Annotated in this window: 16 protein-coding genes; 8 read left to right on the top strand and 8 right to left on the bottom strand. The window is 43.9% G+C overall.

Features of this window, described 5'->3' with window-relative positions:
- Window positions 1-152 precede the first annotated feature (152 nt).
- Window positions 153-1,103, top strand: a complete 951-nt coding sequence (locus AC58CZ_RS09510) for an alpha/beta fold hydrolase (RefSeq protein ID WP_494224197.1) — start codon at window positions 153-155, stop codon at window positions 1,101-1,103.
- A gap of 1 nt (window position 1,104) precedes the next feature.
- On the opposite strand, the gene AC58CZ_RS09505 is transcribed toward AC58CZ_RS09510, so the two are convergent.
- Window positions 1,105-2,151, bottom strand: coding sequence for a nitronate monooxygenase (locus tag AC58CZ_RS09505; RefSeq protein WP_494224198.1), 1,047 nt, complete (start codon window positions 2,149-2,151; stop codon window positions 1,105-1,107).
- Between the two features lie 190 nt (window positions 2,152-2,341).
- On the opposite strand from AC58CZ_RS09505, the gene AC58CZ_RS09500 reads away from it, so the two are divergent.
- Together AC58CZ_RS09500 and AC58CZ_RS09495 are read left to right on the top strand one after the other, a co-directional pair.
- Window positions 2,342-3,529 carry an ATP-binding protein gene (locus AC58CZ_RS09500; RefSeq protein ID WP_494224199.1) on the top strand — a complete coding sequence of 396 codons (1,188 nt, stop codon included), beginning with the start codon at window positions 2,342-2,344 and terminating at the stop codon, window positions 3,527-3,529.
- Window positions 3,519-5,594 carry a MarR family transcriptional regulator gene (locus tag AC58CZ_RS09495; RefSeq protein WP_494224200.1) on the top strand — a complete coding sequence of 692 codons (2,076 nt, stop codon included), beginning with the start codon at window positions 3,519-3,521 and terminating at the stop codon, window positions 5,592-5,594. The genes AC58CZ_RS09500 and AC58CZ_RS09495 overlap by 11 nt, the downstream gene beginning before the upstream one ends.
- A gap of 61 nt (window positions 5,595-5,655) precedes the next feature.
- Here the strand turns inward: AC58CZ_RS09495 and AC58CZ_RS09490 are convergent, their stop codons facing one another.
- The 3 genes from AC58CZ_RS09490 to AC58CZ_RS09480 all read right to left on the bottom strand — a co-directional run bounded on the left by AC58CZ_RS09490 (window position 5,656) and on the right by AC58CZ_RS09480 (window position 8,158).
- Window positions 5,656-6,198 (bottom strand): thioesterase family protein, encoded by a 543-nt coding sequence (locus AC58CZ_RS09490; RefSeq protein ID WP_494224201.1) that lies wholly within the window; start codon window positions 6,196-6,198, stop codon window positions 5,656-5,658.
- Between the two features lie 68 nt (window positions 6,199-6,266).
- Window positions 6,267-7,319: an alpha/beta fold hydrolase gene (locus AC58CZ_RS09485; protein WP_494224202.1), complete on the bottom strand. Its 1,053-nt coding sequence runs from the start codon at window positions 7,317-7,319 to the stop codon at window positions 6,267-6,269.
- Between the two features lie 239 nt (window positions 7,320-7,558).
- Window positions 7,559-8,158: a YigZ family protein gene (locus AC58CZ_RS09480; protein WP_494224203.1), complete on the bottom strand. Its 600-nt coding sequence runs from the start codon at window positions 8,156-8,158 to the stop codon at window positions 7,559-7,561.
- 197 nt (window positions 8,159-8,355) lie between these two features.
- On the opposite strand from AC58CZ_RS09480, the gene AC58CZ_RS09475 reads away from it, so the two are divergent.
- Both AC58CZ_RS09475 and AC58CZ_RS09470 read left to right on the top strand, forming a co-directional pair.
- Window positions 8,356-9,060, top strand: coding sequence for a pseudouridine synthase (locus tag AC58CZ_RS09475; protein ID WP_427643817.1), 705 nt, complete (start codon window positions 8,356-8,358; stop codon window positions 9,058-9,060).
- Window positions 9,061-9,391: 331 nt separating this feature from the next.
- Window positions 9,392-10,456, top strand: coding sequence for a disulfide isomerase DsbC N-terminal domain-containing protein (locus AC58CZ_RS09470; protein WP_494224204.1), 1,065 nt, complete (start codon window positions 9,392-9,394; stop codon window positions 10,454-10,456).
- Window positions 10,457-10,596: 140 nt separating this feature from the next.
- Here the strand turns inward: AC58CZ_RS09470 and AC58CZ_RS09465 are convergent, their stop codons facing one another.
- The gene (locus AC58CZ_RS09465; protein WP_494224205.1) at window positions 10,597-11,247 is read right to left on the bottom strand and encodes a DUF2939 domain-containing protein; all 651 of its coding nucleotides are present in this window, start codon (window positions 11,245-11,247) and stop codon (window positions 10,597-10,599) included.
- Between the two features lie 397 nt (window positions 11,248-11,644).
- Between AC58CZ_RS09465 and dnaJ the strand changes: the two genes are divergently transcribed.
- From dnaJ to AC58CZ_RS09450, 3 genes are all read left to right on the top strand, one after another.
- Window positions 11,645-12,781 (top strand): molecular chaperone DnaJ, encoded by a 1,137-nt coding sequence (gene dnaJ / locus AC58CZ_RS09460; RefSeq protein WP_494224206.1) that lies wholly within the window; start codon window positions 11,645-11,647, stop codon window positions 12,779-12,781.
- A 184-nt stretch (window positions 12,782-12,965) separates the two neighbouring features.
- Window positions 12,966-13,796, top strand: a complete 831-nt coding sequence (gene dapB, locus AC58CZ_RS09455; protein WP_494224207.1) for a 4-hydroxy-tetrahydrodipicolinate reductase — start codon at window positions 12,966-12,968, stop codon at window positions 13,794-13,796.
- A 40-nt stretch (window positions 13,797-13,836) separates the two neighbouring features.
- Window positions 13,837-14,730 carry a secretin GspD/PilQ domain-containing protein gene (locus tag AC58CZ_RS09450; RefSeq protein ID WP_494224208.1) on the top strand — a complete coding sequence of 298 codons (894 nt, stop codon included), beginning with the start codon at window positions 13,837-13,839 and terminating at the stop codon, window positions 14,728-14,730.
- Window positions 14,731-14,815: 85 nt separating this feature from the next.
- Here AC58CZ_RS09450 and AC58CZ_RS09445 read toward each other — a convergent pair whose 3' ends face one another.
- From AC58CZ_RS09445 to AC58CZ_RS09435, 3 genes are all read right to left on the bottom strand, one after another.
- The gene (locus AC58CZ_RS09445; protein WP_058024748.1) at window positions 14,816-15,991 is read right to left on the bottom strand and encodes a type III PLP-dependent enzyme; all 1,176 of its coding nucleotides are present in this window, start codon (window positions 15,989-15,991) and stop codon (window positions 14,816-14,818) included.
- Window positions 15,992-16,105: 114 nt separating this feature from the next.
- Window positions 16,106-16,660, bottom strand: a complete 555-nt coding sequence (gene def / locus AC58CZ_RS09440) for a peptide deformylase (RefSeq protein WP_058024728.1) — start codon at window positions 16,658-16,660, stop codon at window positions 16,106-16,108.
- Between the two features lie 197 nt (window positions 16,661-16,857).
- On the bottom strand, window positions 16,858-17,112 hold the full coding sequence (locus tag AC58CZ_RS09435) for a GlsB/YeaQ/YmgE family stress response membrane protein (RefSeq protein WP_058024727.1): 255 nt from the start codon (window positions 17,110-17,112) through the stop codon (window positions 16,858-16,860).
- Window positions 17,113-17,224: the final 112 nt, after the last annotated feature.

Here is a 17,224-nt window from a genome sequence, read left to right as displayed (position 1 = left end):
ACCACTACTGCTATAAAGCGCTCCTATTATAAATGACAATGCTTAAGCTATCTTGGCTAGAAAGTTATAAATTAAAAAATCTAGGCACAAGTTTAGCGCTAAAATCAAAGTTAGATTTTATTTCCACCTTAATTCTAAACAAGGATGCCTCCATGCTATTCAAACGCTTAGGCCTTGCCGCACTATTTAGTCTCTCTATCGTAGGCTGTACCACAGCGCCCAATACGCTTGCCGTTAACACCACTCAAAAAATTATCCAATATGAGCGCAATAAGTCTGATCTGGATGTCAAATCATTTACGCTAGCTTCTGGCGACAAGTTAGTTTATGCCGAAAACGCCAACCTAACAGGCGAGCCCTTACTCCTCATTCACGGTTTTGGCGGTAATAAGGACAACTTCACCCGTATCGCTGACGAATTAAAGGACTATCATCTGATCATTCCTGATCTGCTGGGTTTTGGTGAGTCGAGCAAACCTATGAGCGCAGACTATCGCTCACAGGCACAGGCCACGCGCTTACATGAGCTGTTGCAAGCTAAGAGATTAGCAAGCAATATTCACATCGGCGGTAACTCGATGGGCGGCGCGATCAGTGTCGCTTATGCCGCAAAGTACCCAAAAGACGTCAAGAGTCTGTGGCTTGTCGATAGCGCAGGATTTTGGTCAGCAGGCGTGCCAAAATCGCTTGAGGGCGCAACCCTTGAGAACAACCCATTGCTGATCAATAGCAAAGAAGACTTCTATAAGATGTACGATTTTGTCATGTATAAGCCGCCTTATTTGCCCAAGTCAGTCAAAGCGGTATTCGCGCAAGAGCGTATCAATAATAAGGAGTTGGACGCCAAAATCCTTGAACAAATCGTCACTGATAGTGTCGAGGAGCGCGCTCAAATCATCGCGAACTATCATATCCCAACGCTCGTGGTTTGGGGTGATAAAGATCAAGTCATCAAACCTGAAACGGTCAATGTGATCAAAGACATCATCCCGCAAGCGCAAGTCATTATGATGGAAGATATCGGTCACGTACCGATGATAGAGGCGGCCACAAAGACGGCTGATGACTATAAAGGGTTTCGTGCAACGCTGAAGGGTCAGTAATTCACAAGTCTTTTGTTAATCGTGTCAGTAAGGCGTCTGTACTTTCGTCTCTGACTAACGTGACGCCTTGCCCTGCCCATAACGACAGATGCTCGGCGTCCAAACGCTTGGCCGCATCCGTTCGCATAAATTTAGTCATGGCATTGAATTGCGGGTAGGGCGGTAGCGCATCTGCACTCTCAAATTGAGCAAAATCACGCAAATAATCGTTTAAAAGACCACGAGCAAGCTTACCTGAGAACAGTCGTGTTAAGCGCGTCTCAGTACTGCGTAACCTTTGACTGGCATCAATGAGCGCTTGTTTATACGTATCATTAATACCGCATTGATCTGTGGTCAAAAATGCCGTTCCCATTTGCGCAAGTTCGGCTCCTGCCGCTTGTACTGCCTTGATATCCTGTCCCGTCATAATGCCACCTGCGGCAATCAACGGAATATCTGTGCAAGCGTGCGTTTGGCTAATCAGCGTCAATAATCCTAATGGATCGGTTTCGCTTTGCGGCAACCAGCCACCGCGATGACCGCCAGCTTCTGCTCCTTGCGCGCACACCGCATCTGCGCCAATATCGCTCCATGCTTTGGCTTCCAATGGGTGGTTTGCCGTACCGATGACGTGTGTGCCAACACTTTGTAGACGCTCAACTTGATCGGCACTGATAATACCAAAAGTAAAACTGGCGACAGGTACAGGGTTGTCATAGAGGACTTGCAACTGTTCAGCAAAGCTCTGTGCTGGACGCGTGGGTAGCGTAAATTCTATATTCTGCTCTTGGTAATAATTAATCAACCAATTCGGCATGGCGGTATCAAAGCTGCTCGACTCCTGCTCAGATAGCACCATCAGATTGACCATAAAAGGACGGTCGGTCAGGGTCTTAATCGTATTGATTTGGCTATCCAAAACATCTGGCGCGGTCATACCAGCGCCTAATGAACCCAGTCCACCAAAGTTACTGACACTTGCAATCAGCTCAGGGGTAGTAGCACCGCCTGCCATTGGCGCTTGGATAATCGGATAGATGAGGTTAAGCGTATTGAGTAAGCTCATGAATGGCTCCTTTTTATTAGGATATTTGCATGACTTACTGTAGCAGAGGTAGGCGGTGCGCGTGTTGGATAGTGTTTATTTAGTTGCTGAATAAGGGGGGGTGACTACAGATTTGTAGTTAAAATATTTGACTACGATTTTGTAGTTAAGTATTATGACTATAGTACTGTAGTCATAATAAGGAATGAAGATGAGTGTAGGTAACGTAGTCTATGGCAACAACTACTTTCCACGTCCAAAAGATGAAAGAGTAATATGGCGCAAGCTTGCTCAGGGCGATCATTTGTTGCTGCTTGCTCCAAGACGAGTAGGCAAGTCTTCATTAATACACCATCTAAAGGATAACCCTAAAGAAGGCTATGCTCTTATCTATAGCTACGTCCAAGACTGTATAGATGAGCAAGAGTTTTATAGAAAGCTATTGAAATCTATTACGCAGTCAGAGTTCGTTACCAATACGGCTAGTGTTTCTACAAAAGTGAAAGGCTGGTTCAGTAAACTTGATATTGATCTCTCGGTAGAAGCATTTGGTGTAAAGGTAGCAGCCGACAAGAGGAATACTGATGAACCTTGTGCCATCAATACAGACATCATTCGACAAATTTTAATGGATAGTTTGAGCGATACAGAGATAACTTTGATAATTGCTATTGATGAGTTTCCTGATGTGCTTATCAATATTTACAAGCAGCATGGTGAAATGGCGGCTATCAAGTTTTTATCAGGTATTAGAGAGATATGCCAAGATATCGATTTTAATAAAAAAGTACGTTTTATCTTCACAGGATCTATTGGACTAGATACTGTTGCCAAAAAACTCAATCTAAGCAATTTAATTAATGTCTTTGTCCATACAACGATCAATCCATTATCAGCTTTAGAAGCTAAGAATTTCATAGATTTCTATTTTAAAAAATCATCTGAACGAGTCTTAACTGATGACTTGAAAAATATTATCATTGAGCAAGTAGGATGGAATATGCCGTACTATCTTGCACTGGTATGTGAAGAAATACTTGATAACTATGAAGATGAGCAGTTGTTAGAAGAACAAGACATTGTAAGTTGTATTGATCAGTTGTTTGAACAAGAAACCAAAACGAAGTTTTCTCATTGGCGTGAACGCTTAAATCGATTAGAAAAGCTAGAAAGGATATTTGCCGAATCAACATTGACCCTGGTTTCTGATCATAGTGGAGCATTGCCTTATAGCGAAATTTTTAACTTGAGCCAACATGAGGACTATAAAGATCATATCAATGCCAGTTATGTCTTAACCTGCCTTAAACATGAAGGCTACCTCTATCACTCAGAAGACGATACTTACCAATTCACATCACCCTTACTCAAACGCTGGTGGGTTCGTTATGGAAAATAATACAAAAAGTCATTCAGTCCTACTTTATAACACGCAAAATATAGATGCACAGTTATTAAAAGCAGGGTTCAGTATACGCAAAAAAGAATATCAACGAATTTGGAAAGATATCCAAAAAGGGTCAATGAAAAACCCTGAAACGCACTATCTGATCCAAGGTGTGCGCGGTGCTGGCAAGACAACGCTATTATCACGTATAGCTTATGCTGTTGCTGAAGATGATACCTTAAACAAGTGGCTAATCCCTATTCTTTTAAATGAAGAGGAGTATGGAATATTATCTCTATTTACCTTTTGGCTGCGTATCGCTGAAAAACTATCAGAATATGACTCTGAGCTATACACTGAGCTGTTTGAACGACTTTCAGGTTTGGATGATAATGCTGAAGTTGCTTGGGAAACCATACGTTTTTATTTAGAGAATAATAATCAAAAGATCATTGTCTTTGTAGATAACCTAGGAGAGCTATTTAAAGAATTTGACGAGATTGAACATGCACAACTGCGAGAAGTGCTCAGCTTACATCCACAAATTCGTTTGATTGGTGGTTCTAGTCAATTGCTGGAAGCACATTTTGATGGTGCCGCGCCCTTTTATCAGTTTTTTAAATTGGTTAATCTAAAATCTATTAGTGAAGCAGAAATGCACGAGCTTCTGCGCTCTTTGGCGAAACAAACTGGTGAAGAAGCAGTCAAAACGATTGAAGAAATCATTACTGAGCACCCTGAACGTATAGAAGCGGTCAGACGTTTAACGGATGGTGTACCGCGCACTATTGTTTTGCTATTTCAAATCATTATGGAAGGGGCAAAAGAGAGCAGCTATGCTTACTTAGAGGAAACGATAGATAAGACCACACCATTATACAAGCATCGAATGGATGATTTATCACGCCAGCAAAAAGCTATCGTACACGCCATTGCTATGAATTGGGATGCGATGAGTACCAAAGAAATCGCAGAACAAACGCGCCTACCAAGTAAGACCGTATCTGCACAGTTGGTCAAGCTACAGCAACAGTGGATAGTCGATAAGATTGAGACAAGCACTAAAAACCATCTTTATATTGTTAAGGAGCGATTTTTTAATATTTGGTATTTGATGCGCTATGGGAGTCAAACAGATAAGCGTCGAGTATTATGGCTTACGAGGTTTTTAGAGAGTTGGTATGATAAGAATGAACTAAATATAAAGTTGGTTGAAATAGCTATACCTTACATAGATATAGATGAAATTGATGGGTTTAAATTGAAAAAAACTAAAGAAGTATATATTAATGCTTTATTAGCTAGCGAACATATAGATGAGACTTTAAAGGCTGGAGTAAATATTTATTTAAAACCATACTATAATAACTTAATTAAGTCTGAAGAGTGGGAGACTTATAAAACTAACCTAGAGAACTGCTTCTATAATATAGAAATTAAAAGATATGAAGAGGCAAAATATAACATTGAAGAAATATTAAAACTAGATGTTGGTACTGCTGAAAATCTAATAGTATTAGAAATTGTCTATGAATTTCTTAATAAAGATGAATATTTAAAGAATAAAGTTATTTCTAACATTCTTCAGAAGTCAAAAAAATCTTCTATGAGTCGCTTAATGTTATTAGTAAACATAATCGATATAGAATACACAAGTGCTAAGAGCGTTGGTCGAATAATAGTTAATGAAACAAAGTCAGAAGCAAGGTTTGATAGCCCCATATTTATGGTTTTTCAGGCATATATACAGCTATGGTTTGATGAGTTTGAAGATTTTAGAAGTAGTTTGGAAGTTTTGAGAAGTCAAGGATTCATATTTGAAGAAAGTTCAATGTCTTTTGATTTTTTTGAAAATTTACTGTTACTTTTGATTAAAAAAAACCAATTAGAAATAATTTATGAGCTAATGAATAGATTCAAGCATCTTAAAGAACAGTTTAAACCTATTTACTACGCTACAGTTTCATTACTCAAAGACGAACGCCAGCAAGAGTATTTACGTATGGGACCAGAGCTACAAAGTACAGTGGATGAGATACTACAAAAGGTTGAAGAGTTTCGGGTCAAATATGCTTGAATATAAAAAAGTCATAATCTAGTTTGAGAAACTAAGTTATGACTTTTTAACTTCAACCAAATCAATCTTCCGGTGGCCATGGACGATCACGATCGCTCTCTATCCATTCAGCAACATAGCCCGCTGGCGGTAGGTCCCAGTCAGACTTGCCCAATGCGGCCAGTACTTGTGCCGTGTCAATCACCCGACCACCTTTGGTCACGCCTGTACGCAGTAGCGCAGAGGAGCAAGGTTTGCCTTTGACCCACATGGATTGCTCAATATAGAGCCAGCGCGCATCGATACCGACGATTTTGGTTTTTAGCGTGACTTTTTCAAAGGCGCGAATACGCTTGCGATATTGGATGGTACTGCCAGCGATGACCAGACCCCAACGCTGTTTTAGCAGCTGCGTGCCAAGTCCGCTACGCACCGCAAAATCCATACGCCCCAAATCATACAGCGTGAATACGCGACCGTTATTCATCTCCAAGAAGTTATCGATATCCGTCAGGCGACAGCGAAACTGAATCTCGCTGGTCTCTTTTAGAGTTAAGGTATCGCCCTTTTTTGCTTTTAAGGCGGCATGAGCGATGGTGCTGGCATAACGGATAAATGGGTACATAAAGTCGTCTCGAAGGTTTAAAGGGCATTATTAAAAATCGTTAGATTAGGAGCTATTGTCAGGGCTACTTAGGCCTGTTTTTTACGTGACTCGACCCCAATCCAATTGAAGTAAGCACTAACCGTTTCGGGTATCCAGTTGATATCAAATTTTGAAGACTTGCCATTAGTATTATTTTTTGCTCGACCTTTATCTGAGCGATAACGCAAATAGCCGATATGTCCACCGTGCTCAGTATCTAAGATAGTGACGCTATCAGAGACATCGTTTGGTGTCGCGGTAAAGCCAATAAACGGATCGTCCTTTGCACTGATGAGTAATAAAGGCTTGGTCACTTTGATCAAATAGGGAAGGGCGGACGAGGCTTGATAGTAGTGGTTGTTAGAGCGGTAGCCATGACGCGGCGCGGTAAAGATATCATCAAAGTCACTGATGCGATTGACCGCTTTGATCGAGTCGATCTCCTCTTGAGTAATGTCGTTTGCCAAGGCTTTTTTGATAATTGGATTAAGCAAATAAGGCGTATAAATACGATGACTTAAAAAGCTATGCATACTGAGCGCTGCTGATGACATATCGACTGGCGCAGAGATAACAGCCGCGCCTTTACAGAGCGCTTTCTCGCCGTATTCGCCCATATATTTTGCCAGTGCATTGCCACCTAAAGAGACACCGACCGCATAGATATTGGCGTATTGCTGCTTTAGATTTTGCAGCGCGTGATGTACTTCATCGGTATCACCCGCATTATAAAAAACTCTGCCATTAGCAGGAATACCACCACAACTACGAAAATGTGCCACCACAAAGTGCCAGCCTTGCGCGTGCATCTGATAAGCCAGAGCGCGGGCATAATGGCTATCGCTACTGCCTTCCATACCGTGGAACAAAACGATTAATGGCGTTTGTTCAAATTCACAATTTTCTGAGTTTTCTGAATGTTCTATAGGATGCGCATCATAAAAATCGTAGGCAATATCGCTTTCATCCAAAGAGTCTTTTTCGACTTCGCGGCGATAAGTTGGTGCTTTTGGCGCAAAAAACTTGGGCAAGATGCTTTGCAAGTGTGGATTGGTTAGCCAAAAGGGCGGCTTAAAGGGGGTATAAGTAAAGGTCGTCATAGTAGGGTTTCTACAATTGTAAAATAAAAGTATAAATAGAAAATATGAGTATGATTTAAATAGCTAGTTTCACGTGAAACAAAACAGTTTTATAAGACTAAGTCTATGAATCATTAATTTAACGAATTTGTCATCATACTAAGCTCGCAGCAAGCTTCCAACAGCTTTCGGTGAACGGCTCAGTGAACAGATGATTACTGTATTGTTTAGTTAAGCTCAGTTTACTTCTTTAGAACATACTAATCTGCGGGTTCTATCACTCTACCTGCCATCGCTAGTTCAGTTTTTAAGGTCTCAATATCGGCCTCTGCGATAGTTACAGTCAAAGTAACTTGCTTACTATAAGCGACATCATCAACACCACCTTTCAAGCTCTCGACCACATAGCGACACTGAGCTTCAGTCGCAAAGTCCGCTAGTATTTGCACTTGCGTCATCGGCACGTAAGGTTGCAATATCATCTGATCGACCGCGGCTTGGGCCGCGCCTGCATAAGCGCGCGTCAGACCGCCAGCACCTAGCTTGATACCGCCAAAGTAACGCACCACGACGATGATCACGTTGCCGATGGACTTATGTTGCAAGACATTTAATATTGGTCTGCCTGCGGTGCCGCTTGGCTCGCCATCGTCGTCAAAACCAGCACTGGTCGTATTGTCAGGGTCACCAATGATGTAGCCCCAGCAAAAATGCCGTGCATCTGGATATTGTTCGCGCAGATGTTCCACGTGAAACATAGCCTCTTCACGCGAGATCACCGGATACGCGTAAGCAATAAACTCAGATTTCTTAATTTCTAGGCGCGCGGTGACGGCGCGTTTTAGGGTTTGATAGCTCATATTTCATCAGGCTTAGGTTGGATATGGTAAACTTAGCTAACTGTCACTGTCGTCCATATTGGCCGCAGTATTCATTTTATTTTTCATTATAGTACCATTTCTAACCATCGAAGATAACGAGGCGCTCATGGCTGAGTGCTGGCGTCGTTAGTTTCTGATTTAGGGCTGGTATCATAAAACCGATGGTAGTAAATAGTATGCGTTTAGATAAATTCATTAGTAAAGCCACCGAGCTGTCGCGTAAAGAATCAAAAAAGATCATGCACGCCGGCGAGATCACCGTCAACGATCAAGTGGTCAAAGACCCAGGGCTACATGTCGATGTCATCAACGATGAGGTGATGTGGGCAGGCGAGCCGCTGTCAGTTGCAACAGGCAATCGCTATATCTTGCTGTACAAACCTGAAGGCTTTGAGTGTACGCTAAAAGCCAAAGAATACCCAATTGTCACTGAGCTGATTGCCGTACCAGAGCTGGGCAGCTTGCGTATCGCTGGCCGTCTCGATGTCGACACCACCGGCGCGCTACTCATGAGTGATGATGGCGGCTGGCTACACCGTGTCACCAGTCCTAAACATGAGCACGCCAAGGTCTATGAGCTGACCCTAGCATCGCCGATGGATAGCGATGCTCAAGAAAAGGCGGTGAAAAAAGTCGCTGAAGGTATCTTGTTAGAAGGCGACTATGAGCCGACCAAACCTGCTACGCTTGAGTTCATCGATGAAACACACGCCCGTCTGACACTAGAGCAGGGCAAATACCATCAAGTCAAACGCATGATGGGTTACTTTGGCAATCGAGTGACGGAGCTGCACCGCGCCAGTATCGGTCATATCAATCTAGATGGCCTAGAGAAAGGCGACAGTCGTTTCTTAACGCCAGAAGAAGTCGCCAAGTTCTAGTCTCTGACTGCTGTAGTATGCGCATCCATACTACTGTTTAAATCATCGTTTTAAATTCATTAGCAGCCACGACACCGTGTGCTGCTTTTTGTTGTCAGCTATTTATGTTTGTGATTCTCTTTCACTATTTCTGCGGTCTGCTTGTGTTGCCTATCTCTTAAAGCTGGGTAGCAATTTTGCAAAATTGCGCCGCTAATCATTTGTGTAAACCTTCCTTGTGATACAGTCTGTCTGATATCTCAATCTATTTTTTTACATAATATTATGATGGTCAATCAAGATAGATATTATCAAGTACAGAATTTATGAGTCATTAACGAGGACTGCTTTTGTGAAACTATCTGCCTTTAATTCGGTAAGCCTGATTAGCCTTGTACTACTCGCAACCACGGCTTGTGCTCAGTCAAACTCAGCGGATGCGACACGCACCCAATTGAACCAAAACAATCAAAGCATGCAGACGAGCAAAGCGGTAAGTGCAACGGTCGATAAGCGGTTGCGCCAAGTGCTGACCCAAGCCGGTATCAAAACGCAGATTACCTCCATTGCGCCGTCCAAATTACCCAATATGTATCAGGTAAATTTGGCTGAACAGCCGCCATTGCACATCACCGAAGATGGTCGTTATGTCATCCAAGGTGAGTTAAAAAAGAATCCAAGCAAGCGGGTAGTGACCAAAACACCAGTACGCAGCACGAGTGCGCAGGTAGGCAAGCCTGTCAGTGCAACAGTCAAATCGGTGCTGCTCAAAAATACGCGTGCGCTCAAAAATATGAGCGCCAAAACGCCGTTCTTTTATACGGCTGTACCGGGCGTGATTTGGGGCGCAACGCTAGAAGGGGTGCCTTTCTTGTTATCGGACGATGCGCAGTACATCACTGACGGTGAGATATCAGTGATCAAAAACGGTCAGTTTATCGGGCTCGATGAGAAGTTTGAACGACGCAAAAATCAATCGGTGTTTGCGACATTGGATGAAAGCCAACTGATTACTTATCCAGCGACCAGTCCTGAGAGGGCGGTGATTTATGTGGCTGATGACGTCAACTGCCCGTATTGCCGTCGATTGCATCAGCAAATATCCATGCTCAATGCCAAAGGCGTCACGGTAAAAATCATTGGCTATCCGATATACGAGCAGTCCCCTGAGCAAATGCGTGGTATCTGGTGCCAAGGTAGCGAGAGCAGTCGTCGTCAGGCATTCGATAAGGCGATGCTGCAAGGTGAGATGACACCTGCACCAGCGAGCTGTAACGTCGATCACGTGACGCCCAATCGCGAAAAAGCCGCTGGACTGGCGGTGATAGCAACACCTGCTATCTACCGTGAGGATGGCGTGCTGTATCAGGCAAGTTTTGAGAGTCCTGAGTTTTTAGAATTTTTAGGTATCGAATAATCACATTAGCGTCGTTCACATTTTAGTGAATAAAGATTTTAAATCACGCCACAAAAAACCGCTTTATGAGCTGATTCATAAAGCGGTTTTTATCGTTTGACTCATCAAAATGTTGAATACCAAAAGCGGTCTCAATTCGTCTATGGCAAGACAATATCGACGATCTTCCACTCAATCAAGCCTTGGCGCTGCATCTCTATCGTGAGCGGATAGCCTTTGATTTGACCGCTGATAGCAAAGCAATTGATACCGCAGTAGCTCAGTGTTGGCTTATCGCTATCGTTGCCTTGTGCGGCTTGTTGCTCAAGCTCCGCGGCTTGTTTTTTCATGACTTGCTGGATTTGGCTCTTGACCACCGCATCGACGTCGCCGCGTTGAATGATCAAGCTTTGAATGAGGTTTCTGAGATCGACCTGATCGCTTGCGATGGCCCATGCCGCCGCCAGCTCTTTGGTTGCTGTATTGGCTTGACCCTGAGTGTTAATGACCTTTTCGATATTTTGCGGCGTGATGGCACCATCGACGGCCTTTGTAATAAAGCCATCGGCTGCTTGAGTTAATGCGTCTCCGCCCAGCTCAGCAATCAGTGGGTACTTTGTCATGGTCGTGGCAAATTGGTCAGTCAGCTGATGTTGGATGCTTGGGCGCACTTGCTCATAGTCTATGGCGGCTGCGATCTTGGCCCCGTCTCTGGCATCGTAGGCATTTTTAAGCTGATAAGCACTATAGTAAGGAGAGCCTGCATAGACGGCTACGGCAATGACAATCAATAAAACAATCAGCTTTTTCATAAGACGGGAACCTTGTCGCAAACATTGTCATTATAGGGATAAATGACCGTAGATATGGCGATAAATACTAGCACGACTCGTCATTATTCAGGTATGAAAAGCTTTGTAATAATCTTAATAAATCGTGTATACCGCCGACTCAAGACCTCAACTCTGAATTTCATGACTTAAACGCTTGATAAATCAGCAGACCATCTCCATAAATAGCGCAAACTTTTTATAATTGATTTGGCTAATCAGCCCTCACCGTATTTGCTCGTTACAATCGCGTATGTCCATCCTTTGATATGTTTCATGTGAAACCTTATCGCAGGATTATGTATGAAATTGAAACTGTCGATGTTTAATGCTGATGATTTGACGAGCCGGTGGCACTGTGAAGATGATAGGAGAAACCATGAGTAAGCGCGATTTTTATGAAGTATTGGGTGTCAGCAAAACCGCTGATAGCAAGGAGATCAAGCGAGCCTACCGCAAGCTTGCCATGAAATATCATCCAGATCGCAACTCTGATGACCCTGATGCCGATGAAAAATTCAAAGAAGCGTCAATGGCTTATGAAGTACTGAGCGATGAAGAAAAGCGCTCAGCGTATGACCGCATGGGTCATGCTGCCTTTGAAAATGGCATGGGTGGCGGCGGCTTTGGCGGTGCAGGCGGCGGCAACTTCCAAGACATCTTTGGTGATATTTTTGGTAACTTTGGTGATATCTTTGGCCAATCACGTGGCGGCGGTGGTGGACGTTCGCGTCGCGGCTCTGACTTGCGCTATGTGATCGAGCTGACATTAGAAGAAGCAGTACGCGGCTGCAAAAAAGAAATCAGTTTCACAGCGCCAGCGCCATGTGATACCTGTGATGGTAAAGGTGCCAAAGATGCCTCTGATGTCGTGACCTGTGAGATGTGTCATGGTCAGGGTCAAGTTCGTATGCAGCAAGGTTTCTTTGCCGTGCAGCAGACTTGTCCGCAGTGTGGCGGCTCTGGTAAGCAAATCAAAAACCCTTGCCCTGACTGTCATGGTAATGGCGTCAAAGACAAATCACGCACGCTAGAAGTATCTATCCCAGCGGGTGTTGACGATGGAGATCGCGTCCGTCTGGCAGGTGAAGGCGAGGCTGGCGGTGCAGGCGTACAGAACGGCGACTTGTATGTTGAAGTACGTGTCAAACCACACAACGTCTTTACTCGTCAAGGCGCCGATCTCTATATGGATGTACCAGTCAGTATCACGGATGCCGCACTTGGTAAAGAAGTTGAAATTCCAACCTTGGATGGTAAAGTAAAAATCAAAGTGGCAGAAGGGACGCAGAGTGGCAAACTGCTACGTGTACGCGGCAAAGGCGTGACGCCAGTACGCACCACGATGAAAGGCGACTTGATCTGCCGTGTGGTCATCGAAACCCCTGTCAATCTGACTCGTGAGCAAAAAGATCTATTGCGTCAGTTCCAAGATACGTTAGATGATGACAGTAAGCATCAGCAGTCGCCACATAAAAAATCCTTCTTTAAAAAGATTGGCGATTTGTTTGACTGATTATTTAACTAAGACAGACTGTTGCTAGATAGCCATACTGAGAGTAAGCCCAAAGGTTTCACATGAAACCTTTGGGCTTTTTCTTGTGCTGATAAAAAACCACTCAGTTAACGATATTTGTTAAACTGACGATAAATGATATTCAAAAATAACCCACCAAATATAAAGTATGTAAGGTAGCGATATGAGTCAACAAACAACAGAACAAACCATTAAAGTTGGTGTGATCGGTGCAGGTGGTCGTATGGGTCGTATGCTTATCGAAGCGGTACAAAATAATCCTAAGACCATCCTGAATGCAGCGATTGAGCGCCAAGGATCGAGTCTCGTCGGCGCGGATGCAGGCGAGGTGGCAGCTATCGGACGTTTAGAGGTGCAAATCGTTGACGAATTAGAAGCTGTGATCAATGACATCGATGTGCTGATTGACTTTAGCTTGCCTGATGCGACCGAAAAAAACATGCAAGTTTGTGCCGAGCATAATGTCGCGATGGTCATTGGCACCACAGGATTTAATGAGGCGCAAGAGCAGGTATTGGCAAAAGCCAGTGAAAAAATCGCTATCGTCTATGCAGGTAACTATTCAACAGGCGTTAACCTGTCATTGAAACTACTTGGTATGGCAGCCAAAGCATTTGGTAACGATGCTGACGTAGAGATCATCGAAGCGCATCACAAACACAAAATCGATGCACCATCTGGCACGGCATATATGATGGCAGAAGCCGTCGCAGAGGCGCGCGGACAGAATCTAAAAGACGTCGCTATCTACGGACGCGAAGGACAAACGGGTGAGCGTGAGTCGGGCACGATTGGTATTCATGCCGTACGCGGTGGAGAGATCGTAGGCGATCATACGGTGATGTTCATCGCAGATGGCGAGGTGGTCGAGATTACTCACCGCGCACGAGAGCGCATGACTTTTGCCGCAGGTGCTGTACGTGCCGCAACTTGGGTGACCGAGCAAGCCGTTGGGCAATACAATATGCAAGATGTGCTGGGGTTGAATGATTAGAGCGCATTGACGATGACTTAAAAAAGGTGAGGAGATGCAGGTGAGTCGTATAAAGCACGAATTGGCTAGTACCATTCTTAAGGTGAATATTACCAAAAATATAAGCTTGCCCGCGTTTGCCCTAAGTCTGGCTGTCCTACCAATCACCGTACAAGCCAGTAACGTCCAAACCTATGTGATTGACACTTATGGCAGCGTGTCGCTACTGCCAGTGGTAAGGCAACAACTCAATAATAGCGCTGATGGCGGCACCGTCAGCATCTACCAAGGTAAGCTAGTACTAATAACAACACCCCGCAATTATCAAATGATACAGCAGCTACTCACGCAGATTGACCGTCAGCCACAAGCGCTCACAGTCGCTGTGCGTGTTGGCAATAGTAGCAGTGTTCAGGATAATATTCGTCAGGGTCAGGTTATTATTACCAATCGCGGTATCCAAGGTGCAGGCGTAATCAATCAATATAACCGCCAGCAACAAGGTAGTAGCTTGTATCAAGTACAAACGCTGTCTGGTAGTGCCGCTAGTATCAGTACAGGTACGCTCTATTCATTGACACAAAGCTATCGTGCCACTATTCAACCAAATTATCACTATCCAGCTGACCGTCAGACAAGCGCGCAGATTATTATTCAGCAGCAAGTACTACTGCCAACGACGCAAGGCATTGCTGTCACACCGCGTCTACTACCGAATGGTCAAGTCGAAGTGAGGTTGTCACAAGTTGAAGAGCGACTGGCGCGATCCAACTCATCCTACAATAGGCACGGCACGAGCAATAATAGCATTCAAGGTCAAAGTCTGAACAATACAATCATTGTGCCGCGCGGACAGTGGGTGACGATTGGTGAGATTTCACAACGCTCAACCAGCAGCGGCAGTCGAACGACCAATAGCATTAATAGTGTACCGATAGCTCTGCTGGTTCAATAGCGAATACGCAAAATAGCCAAACACAAAAAAGCGCGGTGCTGTTATTAATAGCACCGCGCTTCTCTATAGATAATAGGTCTAAAGACTAGTCAATATAAACCACTTCAAGCGGCGGGAAGCCGTTAAACTCTACTGATGAATACGAGTTGGTATAAGCACCCGTGGTGAGCCAATAGATTTTGTCACCAATCTCAAGCTCTTCTGGCAACTGATAACCTGCTTCTTCGTACATAATATCGGTTGAGTCACAGGTTGGTCCTGCCAGTACGACCGTCCCTTCACTGGTAGACGTTTCCATTTTGGGAGTATAAACAGGATATTTGATGGCTTCGCCTAGCGTCTCGATTAAGCCTTGGAATAAACCAACATCCGTATATACCCAGCGCGCCAAATCTGTGTCTGATTTGCGAGAGATCAGTACCACATCACTAACCAAGACACCTGAACCACCGACGAGTGAACGACCTGGTTCTAAAATAATCTCAGGCATCTCATCATCATTATAGTCATCAGTCAAATAGCTGGTAATCTCTTCTGCATAGACCTTAATAGGATTGACTTCGCTGATGTAGTTGGTTGGGAAGCCGCCACCTAGATTGATCATTTGTAGCTTGATGCCTTCTTCGTTCTTCATCCAGTCAAACATATATTTAACTTTGGCTAATGCATCATCCCATGCCGCAACGTCTTTTTGCTGGCTACCCACATGGAACGAGATACCATAAGGTACCAAGCCAAGCTCGCGTGCTTGAATAAGCAAATCAATGGCCATATTAGGGTGACAGCCAAACTTACGTGACAATGGCCATTCTGCTGTCTCTGATCCTTGTACCAATATGCGCACAAATACTTTAGAACCAGGTGCATGTTTGGCGATATTTTTAAGATCGGCTTCTGAGTCGGTCGCGTACAGATCGATACCTTTTTCAAAAGCATACTTAACATGGTCGGCTTTTTTGATGGTGTTACCATAAGAAATGCGCGATGGCTCAACACCGCAATCCAGCACACGATCCAGCTCATAGATAGAGGCACAGTCAAAGTTGGAGCCAAGCTTTGCCAGCAGATTGATAACTTCAACCGCAGGACTGGCTTTCATCGCATAATGCAATTTGGCGTTTGGGAACAGGCTGACCATTTCATGATATTTGGTCTCGATACGACTTAGGTCGACCACTAAAAACGGGGTCTCACGACCCTCAGCAGCTTTGGTAAATTTCTGCCAGCTGGCAGGGTCAAAATATTGGTCAATTTTGATCATGGTCATAGTAGTAAACCTTTGGTGAGAGTAGTATCTGCTAGAAAAGTGAACGTCAAATCGTGGATATTAGATCATAATATCCACGGTAAGCATCATTGTATTCAGAATAAAAGATTAAGAACTGATGGGTTGTGACTGCTGCTCAGCGGACTGGGCGCCTTGCTTTTCGCGTATCTTAAGGACTTTACGAACTTTATCACGGGCACGTGTCTGTTTCAAACGAGACAGATAATCGACGAATATCACGCCGTTGAGATGATCCATTTCGTGTTGGATGCAGACGGCAAGCAAGCCTTCTACCACTTCGTCAATGACGTCGCCGTTCTCGTCTAATGCTTCGATACGTACTTTATTAGGGCGCTCGACTTTGTCGTAGACATCTGGGACCGAAAGACAGCCTTCTTCGTACGGTTGTTTTTCTTCTACCAATGGCGTGACCTTTGGATTAATAAACACTCTTGGCGCATTTTTGTCTTCAGACAAATCCATCACGATTAGCTGAATATGACGATCGACCTGGCTTGCAGCAAGGCCAATGCCCTGAGCATCATACATTGTCTCAATCATGTCTGAGATTAAGGTTTTGATTTCAGCAGTCACTTCCTTGACTGGCTTGGCAATCGTGCGCAAGCGGGGATCTGGGTAACTTAAGATAGGGAGTAGTGCCATAACGCTCACCTCAATGATAGGGACAAAATAGGGTTGATATTATAAGATAAATGGGGACAAAAGTAATGCTTATCAATACTTTCCCGTCTATATCACGTCTCATACATTCACAAATTAAAGATTTTTATAGGTATCTGGACACAAAAAAGCCTCACTTAACGCAAGGCTTTTTTGTAGATATTCTATCTATTCGGTAATTATGCACGGCGTTTGTTTACAATCATTTCATACAAGAATAGCAAGATGATCGCACCGATAACTGAGAAGATAAGACCAGTAAAACCGCCATCTGCGTTGATACCAATTAAGCTCGCTAGGAAGCCACCTAACATGGCACCGACGATACCCAATACGATCGTCATGATCCAGCCCATAGGGTCACTACCTGGCTTAATAGCACGTGCCAATAAACCTGCAACCAAACCGACGATAATCATCCAAATAAAACTCATGTTATTCTCCTAAATTATGAATATTTATAATATGTTGCTAATTTAATAACTCCATTGTAAAGATTCCTCAAACGCAAGAGTAAGCAAAAAATGTTACCTGTGTAGGGCCTAT

The organism is Psychrobacter sp. CR212 (assembly GCF_059693765.1).
This window is presented reverse-complemented; position numbering and strand designations above follow the sequence as displayed.

What these genes read in the sequence shown, in the direction of transcription:
- AC58CZ_RS09475 (WP_427643817.1), top strand. Translation starts at nt 8,356, where the DNA reads ATGCGTTTAGATAAATTCATTAGTAAAGCCACCGAGCTGTCGCGTAAA.
- AC58CZ_RS09465 (WP_494224205.1), bottom strand. Translation starts at nt 11,247, where the DNA reads ATGAAAAAGCTGATTGTTTTATTGATTGTCATTGCCGTAGCCGTCTAT.
- def (WP_058024728.1), bottom strand. Translation starts at nt 16,660, where the DNA reads ATGGCACTACTCCCTATCTTAAGTTACCCAGATCCCCGCTTGCGCACG.
- AC58CZ_RS09500 (WP_494224199.1), top strand. Translation starts at nt 2,342, where the DNA reads ATGAGTGTAGGTAACGTAGTCTATGGCAACAACTACTTTCCACGTCCA.
- AC58CZ_RS09495 (WP_494224200.1), top strand. Translation starts at nt 3,519, where the DNA reads ATGGAAAATAATACAAAAAGTCATTCAGTCCTACTTTATAACACGCAA.
- AC58CZ_RS09510 (WP_494224197.1), top strand. Translation starts at nt 153, where the DNA reads ATGCTATTCAAACGCTTAGGCCTTGCCGCACTATTTAGTCTCTCTATC.
- AC58CZ_RS09435 (WP_058024727.1), bottom strand. Translation starts at nt 17,112, where the DNA reads ATGAGTTTTATTTGGATGATTATCGTCGGTTTGGTTGCAGGTTTATTG.
- AC58CZ_RS09505 (WP_494224198.1), bottom strand. Translation starts at nt 2,151, where the DNA reads ATGAGCTTACTCAATACGCTTAACCTCATCTATCCGATTATCCAAGCG.
- AC58CZ_RS09445 (WP_058024748.1), bottom strand. Translation starts at nt 15,991, where the DNA reads ATGATCAAAATTGACCAATATTTTGACCCTGCCAGCTGGCAGAAATTT.
- AC58CZ_RS09480 (WP_494224203.1), bottom strand. Translation starts at nt 8,158, where the DNA reads ATGAGCTATCAAACCCTAAAACGCGCCGTCACCGCGCGCCTAGAAATT.
- AC58CZ_RS09490 (WP_494224201.1), bottom strand. Translation starts at nt 6,198, where the DNA reads ATGTACCCATTTATCCGTTATGCCAGCACCATCGCTCATGCCGCCTTA.
- dnaJ (WP_494224206.1), top strand. Translation starts at nt 11,645, where the DNA reads ATGAGTAAGCGCGATTTTTATGAAGTATTGGGTGTCAGCAAAACCGCT.
- dapB (WP_494224207.1), top strand. Translation starts at nt 12,966, where the DNA reads ATGAGTCAACAAACAACAGAACAAACCATTAAAGTTGGTGTGATCGGT.
- AC58CZ_RS09485 (WP_494224202.1), bottom strand. Translation starts at nt 7,319, where the DNA reads ATGACGACCTTTACTTATACCCCCTTTAAGCCGCCCTTTTGGCTAACC.